Raw genomic sequence first — 19,982 nt, forward strand, 5'->3', positions numbered from 1 at the left:
TTATGAAAAAAATAAAATTATTTGGCTTTGCCATTGTTTCATTGCTAGCATTTTATGCCTGTACAGAAGAAGATGAGGTAAAGCTTACTGAAGCGAGCCATAGGGCTATTGTAACTTCAGAAATGAATTTCGAAAATAAGATTAATGTAGGTGGGCATATAGATTTCGGTGATATTTCATCGGGTGTTGTATCTCGTACTTGGACGTTTCCTGAAGGTGTTGCAGATGTATCTACTTCTTCTGAAGCTGTAGTGAAAGCTACATTTAGTAAAGTAGGGGTACATAATGTGACGCTGAAACAAACATTTGAAAACGAAGCCTATGCAGATGAGCGTACAACACCTAGTGGCTCTACGGAATTAGACACGACTATTGTAGTGACGGTTTTAGGAGATGTAACGGCACAGATTCAGGCAAATTATGTCAATGCTGATGGCTCTCTAGGAGCAGAATTATCATTAGTTGATAATGCAGAAAATGTAATTACAGCAAGTAACTATATTAGATTGAGCTATACCGCAGAAGGTGATCCAATCAATTTTATTTGGAACTTACCTAATGCTAAGCCAAACACATTGCAAAATCCAGAGGGAGATGCAGATGTAAGGTATAGTAAAGTAGGTGTTCATGATTTAGAATTTATTGCTTCAAGAAGTAGACCTTTTGGCGGAGATACCATTTCAATTAAAAACTTTATAAAAGTAATCCCGTCTACCGATCCTGTTATTTTAGACGCGGTCTCCGATAAAGAGGGTAAAGTGGCTTTGGAATTTAGTAGAGATATGGATGCAGCAACTGCAGCTAAAACAGATTTTTCTATTTCAATTGAAACAGCAGGTGGAGCTATAATTTCTCCACAAATTGCATCAATCACAACAGATCCTGTAGATGAAAATATTCTTTTATTGGAATTAGAAGGAGAAAGAGTGTATAATAATGATAAGGTCATGGTTTCTTATACGGCGGGCGAATTAAGCACTCTAGATGCTGTAGCGGCCACATCTTTTACAGATGAGGCACTTGTATTCAACACCGTAAATATGCTAGAGAATAGCAATTATGATTATAGTTTTGAGAATACAACCAATACCAATTGGCCTTATCAATTTTGGGGTGGAAACTGGGGTGAATATGACTTTAGTTTATCCTCTGTTGTAAGTCAAGATGGGAGTAAAAGTGCCTATGTAGAATTTAGACCTGAAGGTGGTATGGTAATAAGCCATACAGATATGCTTGGTGAAAATGCAATAGTTTCTTTGGTAGCAGGTACCACATATGAAGTAGGGGTGTGGATTTATATTGATGGCCCTTTCTTTACAGCTCCTTACCCAACCAGTGGTAACTTTGTGTCAGATTTAAGATTTTACCCTAGAAGCTTTGGTTTTGAAGCAGCAACTACATTTTTTACAGAAGATTTTCCTGTGAATGAATGGGTGTACACTTCGGCCTTTATTACGCCAGGAGCAGACGAAGATGTAAATTTTGTTATTCGCGGTTATAATGTTGGCAATGGTCAAACTTTAAAATTTTACATGGATAATATCAGCGTTGCAGAAGTTGAAATTAGACCATAATAATTAGTTAGTTGAGTAGTGAAAAAGGTGTTTAGAATTTTCTAAGCACCTTTTTTTATTTTAGCAGAACAGCTTCCAAACCTTTTTTTTATCAGGGTTTTAAATTATTAAAAGTTTTCTACTATACTTTTCTTTTAGAAAGTTTATAAAGGAGCATTTGACACCTCTTTCTAATAGTGACACATATAAAAACAGTCTGGAAATCATACAAAAAGAAGTAAATGAAGTTGCTGGAATTTACCACCAAATTAGACCACCCTTGTCCAATTCTAGAATTACTTCAAATCAAAAAAAGCTTAATGATACTAGATCATTAAGCTTTAAATTTAATCCTTTAATAATTTTTATCGATTATTTAGGATGGGATTTTATTTAATTGACATCCCACCAAAGTTTTGTGTGTAAATTGTCTAAACCCTGTATTGCTATTATTGCATCATAATTAGTTTTGTTATTATCTTCTACCGAAGAATCATAAGCGTACCTAACAGGAATTCTAGCATCATTTGCATATTCTGAAGGGGTTAAGGTAGGGGCGTCAAGTCTTCTCCATTCAGCCCAAGCTTCAGGCCCATTTAAATATAAAGCAACCCATTTTTCATACGCTATATCTTTCATTGTTGCGCTTGTGTGAGTACTTAAATATGCTGTTATATCAGCGCTTTCAACTTTCCAATATTCCATGGATAGCGTAATAGCTTCTTCAAATAAACTTTCAGCGTTAGTACCAACAGACCAACCTCTTAAAGCTGCTTCTGCCATAGAAAATTTAGTTTGTGCTGCAGTATAAACGGGAGTAGGATACACTGGGTCGTAAATAATTGTAGCGGTAGGAAATGAATAATCTACGGTATTTCCATTCACTGCACCGTCAGGAGCGCCAACGTAAGCTGCATCAGATTCATCAGGCCATGCAGGTGAACTAACAATAGAATCTGTAGAAGGTTCTGCATATTTAAAAAGTCTCGGATCTAAATTAGTTCTTAGAGATTCAGCCATTTCATCCGATAAAATATAATCTTCTCTTGTTTCAAATCTGTCTTGCCATGGACTATCACTAGCATCATCTGAGGCATAATTAAATTCAATATTATCTTCATTGCTTTTTATGTAATTACCTGAAACAATTACTTCTTCAAATTTAGTTTGAGCTAGGGTTGCATTTACATCAGAAAGTCTTAATGCCGCAGTCATTTTTAATGAATTAGCAAAAATAATCCATCTACTCATATCTCCGCTGAACATAAGATCTCCATGTGGTCCTGAAGCTGTTTCATCTATTAAAGCCAAGGATTCCTCTATTTCGTCAAAAAGAATAGTATACAATTCTTCTTGAGTTTGAAATGTTGGTTGTGCATTATCAATACCTTGAAATGCTCCTTCCCATGGTAAACCTCCCCAACTGTCTGTCATAAAATGTAAAATAAATGCTCTGACAAGTTTTGCAGTTGCAATTTGGTTGTTATTATCACCATAAGCAGAAGCTTCTTCCATTGTGGATTCATCTTCATTTAAAGAAATTATTTGATTCAAGTTTTGAATTGCTCCGGTATAATAATTATCATAACTAAAAGTTAGGGTTCCATATCTTGAATCTCCAGGGTATTGGCCTTCTGTCAGATGTTGCATATAAAGTATGCCCGTATCACTAGTTGTTATTGTAGAGATATCTTTTTGAGCTTCAGTAAGCAATTGTGAAGTTACAGCTGACGTTGGTCCGTTAGGATCCTCATTAATATCGCCAAAATCGACAGTTTCACATGAATTAAATATGGCTGTAATGCTAACCAATAGTAGTATGTTTTTATATATTTTCTTCATTTTTGTTGTGTTTTAAAATGTTAATTTTAAGTTAACCCCATATGAGCTTGTCATAGGGAGCGTACCGCTTTCGGCCCAGTTAACACCATTTCTTTTTTCTAATTCTGAAGGATCAATCCATGGTAGATCAGAATAAATTAGCCAAACATTGTTACCTAATAAAGAAATTTGTACATCATCTAATCCAAGTTTATTAACCAAAGGCTTCTTAAAAGTATAGGTTAATTTAACAGTTCTAAGTTTAAGGTAATCGGCATCATGAACGTTGTTTTCGTATACGTTACCAAGATTTCCTGAGGCAAAATAATCTTTTGCATCTACATACTTATCAACTATAGTACCATCAGAAATTGGATTTCCATCACCATCTGTTCCTGTTTGTAAAACACCAACAATATGAACCCCTCCACCTGAATCTACTTCATCTCTCAAGGGATTTCCTAAATCATTCTCGCCTGCTGTGTAGCTTGCAAGACCAGAACCAGCAAAATATCTTTCTGTTCTAGAATAGTATAAACCACCTTTTTGACCATCAAGACCTAAGTATAAATCAAGGTTTTTGTATTTAAACGTTGTAGATAAACCACCTGTGAAATCAGGTAATAAACTTCCAAGGTTTTTGTTATTCTCAAGGGCAAAACTATCAGAGTCAGTACCAGTGAAAATAATGCTGCCATCAGTATGCCTTGCAAATCCATCGCCGTAAAATAATCCATATTCTTCACCAACACGAGCTTGTAGACTTACGTTTCCGTATGTACTAATATCATAGGATTCTACACCTGGAAATATTTCATTTACCACTTTCTTAAGTGTTCCAATATTTACACTTAAATCCCATGAGAAATTATCTCCTTTAATTATGGTTCCGCTTAGTGCCAGTTCTAAACCATTTGAAGTTGTTTTCCCTGAATTTACTGTAATATCTGTATATCCAGTTGAACCATCTAATGAGACTTCTGTGGGGATATCTTCATCAATCCTATTAAAATAAGTTACATCTAGTCCAATTCTATTTTTAACAAATCTGAATTCGGCACCAACTTCAAATTCAGTTCTTGTACCTCCAACTAAATTAAAATTACTTTGAGTATCGGGTACAGATAAAGTTCCGTAACCTTGGTATAAATCTCCAGGTTCGTAAACACTTGCAATTAAGTATGGGTCTGGAAAATAAGGTGCGCTAGCATAACCAGCTCTAAATTTTGCAAATGTTAGAATATCATTTACGGGTAAAAGCTTATGTGCTAATATACTTGTTGACACACCAAATGTTTCTACTCTATTGTTGTCTGCAGATGCTGTAGAAGACCAATCATATCTATATGAAGCATCCAAATAAAGCATACTTCTGTATCCAAGGGATGTTTTTAAAAATGCACCTCTAGTTTTACTTTGCTCAATTTCTGTAGAAGTAGTAGCGGCATCAACGGATCCTGATAAGTTATAAAAGCCTGGTATTGATAGGCCGCCATTTGTTGTTGCAAATATGTAATTGTAATCGTTAGATACAATGTCACCACCTAAACTCACATTTAAATCTAGATTACCATCTGCATATTCATCCGTATAGGTTGCCATGCCAAAATATTGTTCTTTATTATTTCTATATTGGTATTCCTCATAAAAAGGGGTCTCTACGGTGCTTTTTGTAGTACCTCTATCATTACCAATGTAAGAGTTGAAAGTACTTCTGACCTCACCTAATACGGTGAATTTTTCATTAAATTTGTACGTAATACCTATTTTTCCAAAAGCACTATTTTTATCATCATTTCTTAAGTTTTCGTTGGTTTGAAAGTATGGAGAATCCCAATATAAAGGTCCGAAATCTCTAGGACCTCCTATATTCCATGATAATACTGTACCATTTTGTTCATAGTTTTTTAGTCTATCTAAGTCTAATTGTCTTTGCCACCATTGGTTCATATTAGAACCTAAATTGCCATAGGTTTCATCAGGATTGTTCGATGTCGTTCTGTCTTGATAATTAAATACACCTTGTATAGACAGTTTATCACTAATGTTGTACCCAACATTAATAGAAGCATTAACTGTTTTTTGGCTAGAATTAGGAATAATTCCACTTTGATCAATGACAGATAATGAAGTTCTAATATCATAATCATCTCCTCCTTTAGCAAATGTAAAAGCAGTATTTGAAGTTACGCCAGTATTATAAAAATCATCAACATCACTGGTAGTTGGTGACCATTCTCGTGATTCGCCAAAATAATCTGTTCCCTCTAACCAAGAATCCCAATGGCGTACCAATTGACCTTCTAATTTAGGACCCCAAGATTCATCAGCATAATAATCTGGATATAAATCTCCATCAAATCCGGCCCATGAGGCAGGATCAACGCTTGGATCATATGAAAAAGTATTGAATGTTTGACTATATCCACCTCCATATTCATTTTGATAGTCAGGTAATGTAGTTACTCTATTCACCATTGTCGTCTGGTCAATTGTAAATGTAGCTTTTCCGGATTTCCCTTTTTTGGTAGTGATAATAATAACCCCATTTCGACCATCTGGACCATATATAGCTGTTGCCGAAGCTCCTTTTAATACAGACATATCTGAAACACTTTCCATATTTATATCGCTAATTGAATAAACTTGAACACCGTCAACTACATACAAAGCACCTGTTTCACCTCTCAGTTTGATTTCGGAATTACCAAATGTAGAAGATGAATTACCAACAACTTGTACCCCTGAAACTCTTCCAGCTAGTGCGTTGTTAATGTCTGTTTGTCTTCCTTTTTGTAGTTCTTCTCCTGATACAGATTGTTGTGAGTAACCTATAGATTTTTTATCTCTTTTAATGCCTAATCCGGTTACTACAACTTCATCAAGTAAAGAAGCATCTTCCGCTAAAGTAACATCTATTGTGTTCGCTGCTCCAACGGCTACTTCAGAAGAAGTGCATCCCACATAACTGAATAGAACAATGTCTCCAATATTCACTTGTAAGGAGTACTTTCCATCAAAATCTGTAGATGTGCCGGAGGAACTGCCTTTAATTACTACTGAGGCAGCAGGGAGGGGGATACCAGAATTGTCTGATACAGTACCTGAGATAATCTTTTCTTGTGCAAATGTTTGTTGCACGACAAACGCTAGTAGTAGCGTCAAAATTCCACGAAACTTTGTCTTCATACTTATCTATTTTGAGTTAGTTAGAAGCTAAAAATGTAAATAAAATGTTAAGAAAACAATAAAGTATATGGTAGTTTGTGGATTTTTAAGCACTTGATAATTATCAATGAATTAATTACAATATTAATAATATATTAAGTTAAATATTATAATTAATTTATCTATAGATATTTATTGTTGAATTAAATTTGTTAAAATTAAATATTTGTTAGAAGATGTTTAATACTGTTAAAAAAATGTAGTTATTGTTTCTTAATAGGCTTTTATCATATACTATAAAATGTTTTATTAAATAGTAAATAATAAAGTGCTATAAACAGCATCTTAATTATGTGATTAGTTGAAGCTAGTCCAAGGGGTCATAAAAAAGTATATTCCCATAATCTTTAATTTTAATGAAGTCAAATTTTTAATCTGGATATTTATTATGCGATTTCATATCCTTTCTGTATTTTTAAATAAAAAAACAATCATATGAAATTTTTAATAGCCTCAATTTTTTTAATGCTTAATGTCACTTTGCATGCACAAAGTGTTACTGGTAAATGGCAAACTATTGATGATGAAACTGGCAAGGTGAGATCTGTGGTAGAAATTTACTCAGATAATGGAAAAGTATTTGGTAAAATTATAGAAATAACAGACAAGTCAAGGCAAGACCGTCTTTGTGAAGCTTGTACGGGTGCCAATAAGGACAAACCTATTTTGGGTATGGTCATTATTAAAGACCTAGAGAAAGATGATGACGAATGGGAAGACGGAACAATTTTGGATCCAGAATCTGGAAAAGTCTATAAATGTTATATCACGTTAGAAGAAACAAATAAATTAAAAGTGCGTGGCTTTATCGGTTTTTCTTTATTAGGAAGAACACAATATTGGACACGAGTGCAATAGTAAACATCATTACAATTTAGGTAAAGCATCAAACTGAAAAGTTTGATGCTTTTTTTATGCGCATTTTTTAGGGCACTACGGATGCAATTTATGGTGATATAATGGTGTAAATTTTCTTTTATAACAGTGTTTTACACTTTCAGATTCACACTATCCAATAGATAGATTTATAACGTTGCTGATAATTAAAAGGTTAATTGTTAGCAGAACCGTAATTCAGCATCGCTTTTTTTATCAAATGTCAAAAAAAAGTGGGGTCATTTTATAGAATGAAGCGATATCAGGCTTTTGGAGGCTTAGTTTTAGCGTATAAATTAAACTCAACTAAATTATGAATAAAAGATTTTACAAGTTCTTTTTGATTATGCTATTCGTACCGTTATGGGCTATATCTCAAGAACAAATTTCTGGATTAGTAACAGATCAAACAACAGGTGATCCGTTGCCAGGTGTTAGTATAATTTTGAAGGGAACTACAAAAGGTGTTTCTACAGATTTTGATGGTAATTATACTATCTCGGCAAACCAAAATGATATATTGCAATTTTCCTATATCGGTTATAAGAGTATTGAAGAAAAAATTGCCGGTACTACCTTAAATGTTTCTTTAGAAACTGATACACAATTATTAGAAGAGGTTGTGTTAATTGGTTACGGTAGTGCAAAAAAAGAAGATTTAACAGGTTCCGTAGACGTATTGTCTTCAAAAGACTTTAATCAAGGTTCCGTAGTTTCTGCAGATCAGTTATTGACAGGGAAAATGGCCGGGGTTAGAATTACCTCTAACGGTGGGCAGCCGGATGCAGCACCTAATATCAGAATTAGAGGAGGTTCATCTTTATCTGCAAATAACAGTCCATTAATTGTTATAGATGGTATCCCTGTAGATAACACAAATCCAGCCGGAGTTGGTAATCCTTTATCATTGATCAATCCAAATGATATAGAAAGTTTTAGTGTTTTAAAAGACGCTTCTGCAACAGCTATTTACGGTTCTAGAGCATCGAATGGTGTAATTATTATAGCTACTAAAAAAGGAACATCAGGTGAAGTTAAATTTAATTTTACATCAGATGTATCTGTAAGCAATGTAGCTAGTACTATAGATGTAATGAATAGTGATCAATACGTAAATTTCATTAGTACATACCATCCTTCATTTACAAATTTATTAGGAGTAGATGATCCCAATACAACGGTAACGGATAATCCCTTAACTACGGCTATAGAAGGAAGAATTATTGGGGACACCAATTGGCAAGATGAAATTTTTAGAACAGCCATTTCTACCAATACAAACTTTAGTGCAAGAGCTAATTTAGGAGGTAAGATACCTTTTAGGGGTTCTATAGGTTATACAAATACGGGAGGAGTGGTGAAAACTAATGATTATGAAAGAGTAACTTTATCGCTTAAGTTAACTCCGGCTTTCTTAGATGATCATCTAAAAGTAAGTCTAAATGCAAAAGGACTTTTTTCTGATAAAAACGCTATAGATGAAGGTGGTGCTTTGGGAGGTGCTATAAACATGGACCCCACAAAACCGGTTCTAGATACAAGTGCAGACAATCGTTTTGGAGGTTATTACCAAAATACGATTGTAGATGGTAATAGATTATTATTAGATGGGCAAAGCAATCCTCTAGCCTTATTAAAACAAAGACAGCGGCCAGAACAAGTTGCTCGTATTTTGGCGAGTTTAGAATTAGATTATAAGTTACATGCCCTACCAGAATTAAGAGCAGTACTTAATTTAGGGTTAGAAGCGTCTAAAGCTAATATAGAGGAAACATATTTAGACAATTCAATAGCAACATATAGATTTAATAATGCAGATACAGATATAAATACTAATTATGTATTTAATCCAGGTGTAAATTATACAGAAGATCAGGATATTACCAATACTACATTAGACGCATATTTAGTCTATACCAAAGAATTTGAAAGTTTTGTAAAAAGATTTGAAGTGCAAGGTGGCTATTCTTATCAAAACTTTGAAAACGATGGTACTAAAAAAATATTTAGGTATGATGACGAAACAGGGATAAGAGAAGAATTGATTGACCCTAATAATCTTACAAATAGGTATTTTAATGTTTTAAACCTACAATCTTTCTTTGGAAGAACGAACATAGATTTAGCAAATCAATTTTTAGTAACATTATCTTTTAGAGCAGATGGTTCTTCATTATTTACGAAAGAGAACAGATGGGGGTATTTCCCGGCTGCAGCGGTAGCTTGGAAAATTGGAAAAGCAGGTTTTGTAGCGAATTCCAATACAATTAATGATCTTAAATTAAGATTGGGTGCTGGTAAAACAGGGCAGCAAGATATTACCGGAGCTGTTGGTTACTACCCATCTTCACCTCTTTTTGAAATAGGTTCTACAACGAGTCAATATCTAGCGGGAGTTAATTTATATTCAGCAAAAGCCTTTAATCCAGATTTAACTTGGGAAAAAACAACGACGTATAATGTTGGTTTAGATTTTGATTTGTTTGCTAAAGGTATTATGTCTGGTTCTGTAGATTTTTACCAAAAAGAAACAAAAGACTTATTAGCAAAAACTGCTGTGCCACCAGGACAAGCATTATCTGATGCTTTTGTTCAAAACGTGGGTGAAACGGAAAGCAAAGGTTTTGAAGTTAATTTAAATATTAACCCTATTACCACAGAAAATTTTAGATTAGAAATTAATTCTAATGTAGGCTATAACAGGTCTGAGGTTACTAGTTTAAAAGATGTTACTAGAATAACAGCAAGCGAATCTGGTTTGCCAACAGGAACAGGCGTTAGCTTAGCTTATCACACAGTAGGTTATCAACCATATTCTGCATGGGTATTTAAACAAGTGTATGACCTTAATGGAGATCCTATATCTAATGCGTTTGTTGATATTAATGGGGACAATATTATAAATAATGATGATAGATATTACGAGACTTTAAGACCAAATTGGACTTTTGGTTTTGGACTTAATCTAAACTATAAAAACTGGGATCTTAGTTCTAGTTTTAGAGGGCAAATTGGCGGGCAAGTTTACAATGCAAGAAGGTTAACTTCTGGCTGGATAGACAGAGCAATACCAAACAACAGTAATAGCTTGAGTAATGTATTAGATTTTAATTCTGATACAGCAACTACATCATTTGTTAATGTTCAAGGAAATATTCCTTTCTCTGATTATTTCTTAGAAGATGCTTCTTTTTTAAGAATGGAGAATATTGTAATCGGGTTTAGGGTCCCTAATTTCTTAAAAGATGCCTCATTAAGAATCTACGGTGCGGCAAATAATCTTTTTGTTATAAGTGATTATAGCGGACAGGACCCTGAGAATTTTAATGCAATAGATAATAATTTTTACCCAAGACCTAGAGTATTCACCTTAGGATTAAATTTAGATTTTTAGGACATGAAAAAAAATATAATAATAGCTTTTCTAGGATTAACCCTATTAAATAATATGGGGTGTACAAATGAATTAGATACAGAGCCAATAGTAGAACTGACATTGGAAGAACTTATAAATAGAGACCCTAATGCAGTACAAGGTATTGTGTCTAGGTTGTACGGTTCTTTTGCTTTGTCTGGTCCAGACGGTCCAGAAAGTTCAGATATTAGTGATGATGCAGGCGAATCTCCATTTTTGAGAGGTATTGTAAACCTTCAAGATTTTACGGCAGATGGAATAAAGAACAGATGGGGAGATGATGGTTTAGATCAGCTCACGACAACAACTAATTGGGATGAAAACAATAAGTTTTTTAGGTATTTGTACAATAGAATATATTATACCATACCACAGTGTAATAATTTATTGTCGGTTTTAAATAACGAAGATGCGGAAGATAAAGAACAGGTAATTTCAGAGGTTCGTTTTCTAAGAGCCCTAGCGTATTATTATCTTATAGATACCTTTGGAAAAGGTGTGCTGGCAACAGAAGAAAACTTTGGTTCTTCAGCACCGTTACCAGAGGCAACGAGAGCGGAGTTATTTGCTTATGTAGAATCAGAGTTGGTAGAAATAGTTGAAACATTACCAGATACAAATGATTATGGTAGAGCAAATAAAGCTGTTGGGCAAATGTTATTGGCTAAGCTTTATATCAATGCAGAAGTATATACAGGAACTCCTAGATATGGAGATGCTCTTACAGCAATTAGTAGTGTGATTACCAATGGAGGTTACACCTTGGCAGACAGTTTTGTTAGCGTATTTTCTGGGGATAATAATACGTCAACCGAAATAATATTTCCTTTAATTGCAGATGCAATTACAAGTCAGAGTTATGGTAATACAACCTATATAGTCAATGGTTGTAGTAGCTCAGAAACTATGACTTTAGAAGATTATGGATTAACAGATGGTTGGGGTGGTCATAGAGCATCTAAAGGTTGGTATGGTTTGTATGGTGATTTAGATACCACTACAGATGAGCGAGCTAGTTTGTTTTTTAAAGAAGGGCATTCTTATGAAATGACCGATTATAAAACTTGGACAGATGGGTATCCGCCAATTAAATTTAGAAATACGAACGCTTTGTCAGCCGCTACAGCACCAACCACATTTTCTAGTACAGATTTTCCATTATTTAGGTTAGCAGACGCTTATTTAATGTATGCGGAGTGTGCTGTTAGAACCTCTCAAAATTTAGGCGAAGCTTTAGGATTTGTAAATCAGGTAAGAACAAGAGCTAATGCAGCACCAATAGCAGCATCAGATTTAACCCTAGATTTTATGCTGGATGAGCGTGCTAGAGAATTAAATCTTGAAGGTCATAGAAGAACGGATTTAATTCGTTTTGGGAAATTTACAGGAAGCGCTTACGTATGGCCGTGGAAGGGTGGAGTGTTAAATGGCACTTCAATTCCAGAGCACTATAAATTGTTTCCAATACCCTTACAGGCTCTTGAAGCTAATCTCAATTTAAAACAAAACCCTGGATATTAAATAACCAAAAACCATAACTATGAAAAATATTAAAATTATAGGATTATTCATCTTAGCAAGCTTTGCATTCACTTCTTGCGAAGAAGACGATAATTTAGTGTATACGGCACAAGTTCCTTCAGAAAATGTAGCCTTCACAAGTACTTTTTTAAGTGAATATATATTAACGGAAGATGCCAAGAACAATATAGCAGAACGCTTTGTTTGGAATTCTCCAGACTTTGGGATAGCCACCCCAAATAGTTACGACTTAGAAGGCGCTATAACAGAAGATTTCGCAGAGGTAGTGGTTCTAGGAACTACAGCAGAAAACAATTTGGGGATTACAGTAGCGGAAATGCTAGAACTGGCCACTACGGCAGGTTTAGATAATGACCCAAATACTACAGATGTACCAAATGCAGGCAGTTTGTATTTTAGAGTTAGAGCTTATATTGGTGATGGCGGGGAGAATGCTCCAGAAAGTTTTTCAACGGTAACAGCGCTAAATGTGCTTTTACCTGAAGACGTAGAGGTTGCTAGTGGTGTTGAACTATCTTCGTGGGGTATTGTGGGGTCTGCAGCTAATGATTGGGGAGCTACTCCAGATATCCCTTTTTATAGTACTGAGGATCCTAATATTATCATTTCATATGCTAATTTAATTGCTGGAGAAATTAAGTTTAGAGAAAACAATACTTGGGGTGGAGATCTAGGAGATGCTACTTTAGATGGAATTTTAGATGCTGATGAAAACAATAACATTGTAATAGCGGAAGCTGGTACATTTAAAGTTACTATTAACTTAAGTGATAAGTCCTACACCATGGAAGAATATTTTTGGGGTATAGTTGGTAGTGCCGCACCAAACGGATGGGACGGCCCTAATACCAAGCTTGAGTATGATTATACAACAGACACTTTTAAAGCGGTCGTAGAATTAATAGATGGTGAGGTAAAATTAAGGATGAATGATACATGGGATACCAGTTATGGTGATGGTAATTTAGATGGAATTTTGGACACAGATGCCGATAATAATATTGCCGTTACAGCTGGTTTTTACTTATTAACGGTAAATTTTAATACACTAGCGTATACTTTAGAAGAAACCACAATTTGGGGTTTAGTTGGTTCTGCTACACCAAATGGTTGGGATGGTCCAGATACTAAGTTTATGCCAGATTTTGCTAATCCTGGTATATGGACAATTGATAGTATTGACCTTGTAGACGGACAAATTAAAGTAAGAGCAAATGATACATGGGATCTTAGTTACGGTGATTTGGAGCTAGATGGAATATTAGATACCGAAAATGAAAACAATATAAATGTAACCACAGGGACGTATAAAATTGTTATAGATTTTTCAGATGAAGCTTCTCCTACAATTGTAATTGAATAAGACAAAATTAAAAGGGTTGCACATGGTGTAACCCTTTTTTAATACCCCACTATGAAAAAACTTTTACTACTCTTTTTTTTATTTTTTTCTGTACTGATTTTTTCACAAGTACAGAATGTAACTTATACTATTTCTCCAACAGCCTTTGTGGAAGATGAAGAAATTAGAATAACAGTCTCCAATTTAAATCTAACTACTTGGGGTGAAACAGATGCTTATATATGGGCATGGTCCTTAGATACTGATGGAGGCAGCACTATAGATTCTCCTACCAATGGCAGTTGGGTAAATTCTGATGAAAGCCAAAAACTTATAGACAATGGCAATGGTACCTATAGCTTTGTGTTAACACCGACTACTTTTTTTAATAGAACAAATATTGGTAAAATAGGGATACTTGTAAAAGCAAAAAATGGGGATGGCGATAAAAAAACGCAAGACTTTATTTTTGACGTAGGTACATTTCAATTTACGCTTTCTACACCAACAGAAACTACAACAATTGTAAATTCTGGAGACAATGTATCGGTTGAAGCTACATCTTCTTTAATGGCAACCTTTGTTTTAAAGGCAAACGGAGTCATTGTAGATACAAAGGCCGAAATTACAGATTACAGCTATAGCTATATGGTCTCTGCAAATACTAACTTTATTTTAGAGGTTACGAGTGATACGGAGACTAAATCGGCATCATTCAGCGCCATAGTATCCCCGACGGTAGAAGAGCTGCCAATGCCTGCCAATTTAGTAGATGGGATTAATTTAAACCCAAACGACCCTACAAAGGCTACCTTAGTGTTATATGCACCCGGAAAAGAGTTTGTACACCTTATTGGTGATTTTAATGATTGGCAAATTTCAAATGAATACTTATTAAAAAAAGACAGCTCCAAAGATCGGTTTTGGATTGAATTAAATAATTTAACACCTCAAGCCAATCACCTTTACCAATACCTTGTTGAGTTTAATTTGAATATTGCAGATCCTTATTCTACTTTAGTTTTAGATGGCTACGGAAACGATGCGTTTATTGATGAGGTTACGTATCCAAACATTCCAGATTATCCAGTAGGACAATCAGATGCAATTACAGTTTTACGCACTGGAGATCCAGAGTATAATTGGCAGAATACCAACTTTGTAAAGCCTAAGAAAGACGATCTTGTAATTTATGAATTATTAGTTAGAGATTTTGATGAATTGCACAGTTTTGATGCCGTTAAGAATAGATTAGATTATCTACAAGATTTAGGTGTAAATGCTATTGAGTTGATGCCTATTAATGAATATGATGGCAATGAAAGTTGGGGGTATAACCCAGCTTTTCATATGGCTTTAGACAAATATTATGGCACCAAAGACGCCTTAAAAGCGTTAATAGATGAATGCCATGCTAGAGGAATAGCAGTTATTATAGATGTGGTGTATAACCATGCTTCGGGGCAACACCCGTACTATAGAATGTGGAATACAGATAATGGTGGTAGTGGCGGACAAGCAGCTGCGGATAACCCATTTTTTAATCAAGAAGCAAAACATTCGTATAGTGTTTTTAACGATTTTAACCATCAAAGTCAAGCTACTAAAGATTATGTAAATAGAACTGCTACGTATTGGATTGAGGAATTTAAAATTGATGGAATGCGCTGGGACCTTACTAAAGGTTTTACACAAAACTGTACACCATCAGACGAGAATTGCACCAATATGACTCAGCAAGATAGAGTATCGGTTTTACAAGAATATGCCGATACCCAGTGGGCTTCTGATGATGATTTTTATATCATTTTTGAGCATTTAGGAGCCATAGAAGAAGAAGAGCAATGGGCAGATTACCGTATGGATGAGGGTAAAGGAATACTACTTTGGAATAAACAGACCGAAGCGTATAACGAGGCTACATTAGGCTTTAATAGTACCTCTAATTTCTCAGGAGTTTCTTATAACGAAAAAGGATTTAAGCAGCCATCAGCACTATCTTTTATGGAAAGTCATGATGAGGAACGTTTGATGTTCAAAAATTTAGAATTTGGTAATTCTGATGGTACCTACAATGTGAAAGATATTCCAACAGCCTTAAACAGAATGCAAACTGCAGGCGCTTTCTTTTTTACAGTTCCAGGACCTAAAATGATTTGGCAATTTGGGGAGCTTGGTTATGATGTTTCAATAGATGATAACGGTAGGGTAGGAAATAAGCCCATTCGTTGGGAATATTTTGCTGATGAGAATAGAAAGGCAGTATATGAAACATGGGCTAAACTAATCGACTTAAAAATTAATGAACCAATTTTTGAAACGACAGATTTTGAATTGGATTTTGCTAATCCGTCGGGATTAAAAAAACTTCACCTATCAATAGTAGGCGCAACGGCTGAAGAAATTAAATATGTAACCATTATAGGCAACTTCGGAGTTACGACACAATCTATTATTCCTGAATTTCAGGAAACTGGTATATGGTATGAATTTTTGAAAGAAAATTTAAAATATGTGGTAACAGACACCCAGGCAACAATTACATTGGCTCCCGGTGAATATAGAATATTTGGCGATAAGCCAACGGCACTTTTTCCCAATAACAATTTACCAGATCAAGATCATGATGGGGTGCAAGATGCAGATGATAATTGTCCTGATACACCACTTGGATCAACCGTAAATGTAAATGGTTGTCTGGTTTTTACAGTGCCATCAAATAATTTTCAAATAAAATTAAGTGATGAAACCTGTAGCAGTAGTAACAATGGAAGTATAGCTATAACTGCGCTAGAAGATTATGAATATACGGCGACCCTATCAGGAGGCGCAACAAGTAGTCAAGCATTTCGTACATCAACCTTATTTACGGATTTATCGGCAGGGAATTATACAATTTGCTTAAGTATTGAAGGTGAAAATTATTCTCAATGTTATGATGTTGTAATTGGCGAGCCAGATGCTTTGACCGTTTCGTCTAAAATGAATGCTAAAGGTACTACTGCTACTTTGAGTTTAAAAGGCGCAGATACCTTTTATATTACAGTAAATAAGAAGACGTTCACAACCAATAGCAACGAAGTAGCAATTAATTTAGAGGCTTCTGAAAATGTGATACACGTGAGAACAGATAAAGATTGTCAAGGAGTATATGAAGAAACAATACTGCTGCATACTTCTTTAACTATATATCCAAATCCTGTAGTCGACGATGTTTTGCATGTCCATTTAAATAATAAAAACGCTAAAGAGGTAACAATAACCGTGTATTCATCTAATGGAATTCAAGTATTAAATACTAGCTATCCGGTGATCAATAGTGCTGTTGAATTAAATGTATCTAGGCTATCAAAAGGAATATTTTTTATGCAGGTTAATTTAAATAATGAAGTTTTAAACTATAAAATTATCAAATAATGAAATATCCTTTTCAATATATACTACTCATGTTTGTGACGAGTTTTTGTTCTTCCTGTGGAGGAGGAAGCTCTTCGGAAGCGCCTTTAATTCCTGTGCCAGCATCTGCAACACTTATTTTTCCTGAAAATAATGCAGAATGCAATGAAGGAGAAATCTTGTCAGAAACGGAGAGTCGAGTTGTTTTCAAATGGAACGATTCTGAAGACACGGATAGCTATACCGTTAATTTGAAGAATCTAAGTAGTGGAGAAATAGTTAATTATAATGAAACTCAGAATGAATTGCCAATCACGATATTCAGAGGTACCCCCTACGAGTGGACAGTAATATCTAAAGCAAACGGCAGCAATGAAAATTCAGAAAGTGACACTTGGAGATTTTACAATGCCGGATTGGCTGCAGAAAGTTATCCTCCATTTCCTGCAAATGCTATTTTTCCAAAAATGGGTTCAACGATTACTCCAGGACCAATACAATTAAGTTGGTTGGCAGAGGATATTGATGATGATATAGTTTCTTTTCGCATATTGTTGGATGAAAGCAATGTTCCAAATACCCTAATTGGTGAAACAAATTCTATGACTTTGAATACCACAGCACTAACAGATAGTATTTATTATTGGCAAGTTATCGCTTTTGATAGTCAGGGTAATACGTCTAAATCTCCAATTTTTGAGTTTAAAGTAGACTAAGAAATTTGAAATTTCTTAAATAAAATTTTAAAAGAATACTAATAGTTGAGTTAGTTCTAAACCCTAATCAAATAACATTATTTTGGTTGGGGTTTTCTTATATTCGCAAATGAATGTACTATGGTGAAGAGCTTCTAATTTTTAAACCTACTAAATCATATGATACATTCTGTAAATTAGGTAGCATGCAAAGTTGATTGCGCATAAGTTGTCATTGAATTAGAATTTATACATGTTTAGAAGGATAAGTTTTTTCACTTTATTTTTAGTAGTATCATTCTTTAATTGTTCCTTGTTTTTGAATGCTCAAACTACCTTTGTACTAGACCATGTAGCCTCAAGTACTCCAACTAATGCAACACTTTATCTCACGGGGAGCTTTAATGAATGGGAGCCAGGAAATAGCAGGTATAAATTTGAGAAAAATTCAGACGGAAAATATTATACGAAACCGCTAGTTTTCGAGGATGCTACTATCATGTTTTTGGTAACTCGTGGAAGTTGGGAAACTGCTGAGGTAGAAAGTGATGGGTTGCCAGTGCTAACTAGAAAGATATCATTTTCTCAACCTATAGATACATTGCATTTAAAGATCACGGGTTGGGCAGATAAAGAAGGGCGTGCTATTAGCGCAAAAAAGATTACTGTAAAAGTAACTGAAATACCAAAATCTACACCCCCAGATGCTCCTATCTACATTGCGGGTAATTTTAATGGATGGGTTCCAGGAGATAAACGCTATAAATTAATCAAAGTCGAAGATGGCTCTTACGAAATTGATGTTCCAGTGTATTGGCCAAGATTAACCTATAAGTTTACACGTGGTAATTGGTATACGGTGGAAGGAAAGACGTATGGAAGACCAAGAAATGATCGTTTTCAATTAATTACTAATGAAACTTTTGATAAACCTTTAGAAGAGAAGATTATGTATTGGGAGGATCAATCTTCTGGATTGTTTAATCCGTATACTCTCATACTTATCCTTGCAGGTATTCAAGGAATATTTCTAATTTTCATTATCAATTCTTACGAAAATAATAACCGGAAAGCTAATCGCGTTTTAAGTGGCTTGATATTTTTAATAGCGATTATACTTCTTACGCGAGTGTCCCTGTACGATAGAGATATATACAATAGCTATCCTCGGCTCTCATTATTTCAAGATTTGGTGTATTTCTTGTATGCACCGATATTTTTTATTTATATCAAAAAATTATTAAAAATACCTTCAAAACCTAGGGAGCTTAGTCAGTGGTGGTACTTTGTGCCATTTGTTATCCAAGTAATAGTATATCTACTATTTTTTATTGAGCCATTGCACCTGTTTATAGATAGAGCTGTTTCTCGTTTTTATCCATCAGAAATCTACATTACCATAGGTGGTATTGCATTACTATTTAATATTTGGTTCTGGTTCAAAATAAAAAATGTCATAAAGAACTATTTAAAAAATATAGAAGACACTTATTCTTATGATCAAGATGTAAATTACTTACATACCATTATGCTGCTAAAAGGAGGTTGTTTAGTGTTATGGACTGTAATTTTTATAGTAGGTGGCTATAGCTATATTATGACCAATAGTTTAAGTACTTTAACCTTATTTCTAGTAGATAGTATTTGGATTTTATTTTCATTAACTGTTTTTTTATTAGGGTATTATGCAATTAAACAGCCGGCTATTTTCAAAATTCATGAAGTCAAGGTAGAGGCTGCCAAAACAACTAGTAATGATAATGAATTTCTTCAGCTAAAAGAGAAGCTTATCCATATTATGGAAGTAGATAAAGCATTTTTAGACCCTGCACTTAGCCTTCCCGATCTCGCACAGAAATTACAGACCAATGTGCACTTACTTTCAAGAACGATTAATGATGGATTCGATAAAAATTTTAGAGATTTTGTAAATCAATATAGGGTAAATACGTTTATTGAAAAAGTAAATAAAGAAGGATACAAAAATCATACATTCTTAGGTATAGCTTTAGATGTAGGCTTTAATTCAAAATCATCCTTTAATAGGTCGTTTAAAAAAATTACAGGAAAAACGCCACGGGAGTATTTCAATGCATAGTTTCTTATTCTTTTAC

General features: G+C 34.5%; 10 protein-coding genes. 8 read left to right on the top strand and 2 right to left on the bottom strand.

The features are described 5' to 3' along the window. Window positions 1-2 precede the first annotated feature (2 nt). The gene (locus M666_RS09925) at window positions 3-1,574 is read left to right on the top strand and encodes a carbohydrate binding domain-containing protein (protein ID WP_029446844.1); all 1,572 of its coding nucleotides are present in this window, start codon (window positions 3-5) and stop codon (window positions 1,572-1,574) included. Window positions 1,575-1,946: 372 nt separating this feature from the next. On the opposite strand, the gene M666_RS09935 is transcribed toward M666_RS09925, so the two are convergent. Together M666_RS09935 and M666_RS09940 are read right to left on the bottom strand one after the other, a co-directional pair. Next, window positions 1,947-3,395, bottom strand: a complete 1,449-nt coding sequence (locus tag M666_RS09935) for a SusD/RagB family nutrient-binding outer membrane lipoprotein (RefSeq protein WP_029446843.1) — start codon at window positions 3,393-3,395, stop codon at window positions 1,947-1,949. 12 nt (window positions 3,396-3,407) lie between these two features. Next, the gene (locus tag M666_RS09940; RefSeq protein WP_024481415.1) at window positions 3,408-6,563 is read right to left on the bottom strand and encodes a SusC/RagA family TonB-linked outer membrane protein; all 3,156 of its coding nucleotides are present in this window, start codon (window positions 6,561-6,563) and stop codon (window positions 3,408-3,410) included. Between the two features lie 474 nt (window positions 6,564-7,037). Between M666_RS09940 and M666_RS09945 the strand changes: the two genes are divergently transcribed. From M666_RS09945 to M666_RS09975, 7 genes are all read left to right on the top strand, one after another. Continuing rightward, a complete protein-coding gene (locus tag M666_RS09945; protein WP_024481414.1) occupies window positions 7,038-7,460 on the top strand; it encodes a DUF2147 domain-containing protein in 423 nt (140 codons plus the stop codon). A gap of 331 nt (window positions 7,461-7,791) precedes the next feature. Beyond that, on the top strand, window positions 7,792-10,872 hold the full coding sequence (locus tag M666_RS09950; RefSeq protein WP_029446842.1) for a SusC/RagA family TonB-linked outer membrane protein: 3,081 nt from the start codon (window positions 7,792-7,794) through the stop codon (window positions 10,870-10,872). Window positions 10,873-10,875: 3 nt separating this feature from the next. After that, on the top strand, window positions 10,876-12,414 hold the full coding sequence (locus tag M666_RS09955; RefSeq protein ID WP_029446841.1) for a RagB/SusD family nutrient uptake outer membrane protein: 1,539 nt from the start codon (window positions 10,876-10,878) through the stop codon (window positions 12,412-12,414). A 19-nt stretch (window positions 12,415-12,433) separates the two neighbouring features. Then, window positions 12,434-13,798 carry a SusE domain-containing protein gene (locus tag M666_RS09960; protein ID WP_029446840.1) on the top strand — a complete coding sequence of 455 codons (1,365 nt, stop codon included), beginning with the start codon at window positions 12,434-12,436 and terminating at the stop codon, window positions 13,796-13,798. Between the two features lie 51 nt (window positions 13,799-13,849). Then, on the top strand, window positions 13,850-17,194 hold the full coding sequence (locus M666_RS09965; RefSeq protein WP_029446839.1) for an alpha-amylase family glycosyl hydrolase: 3,345 nt from the start codon (window positions 13,850-13,852) through the stop codon (window positions 17,192-17,194). Further along, a complete protein-coding gene (locus M666_RS09970; RefSeq protein WP_029446838.1) occupies window positions 17,194-17,889 on the top strand; it encodes an Ig-like domain-containing protein in 696 nt (231 codons plus the stop codon). The genes M666_RS09965 and M666_RS09970 overlap by 1 nt, the downstream gene beginning before the upstream one ends. A 232-nt stretch (window positions 17,890-18,121) precedes the next feature. Beyond that, a complete protein-coding gene (locus tag M666_RS09975; protein WP_082007905.1) occupies window positions 18,122-19,966 on the top strand; it encodes a helix-turn-helix domain-containing protein in 1,845 nt (614 codons plus the stop codon). Window positions 19,967-19,982 lie beyond the last annotated feature (16 nt).

The organism is Cellulophaga baltica 18 (genome assembly GCF_000468615.2).
Classification (GTDB): Bacteria; Bacteroidota; Bacteroidia; order Flavobacteriales; family Flavobacteriaceae; genus Cellulophaga; species Cellulophaga baltica.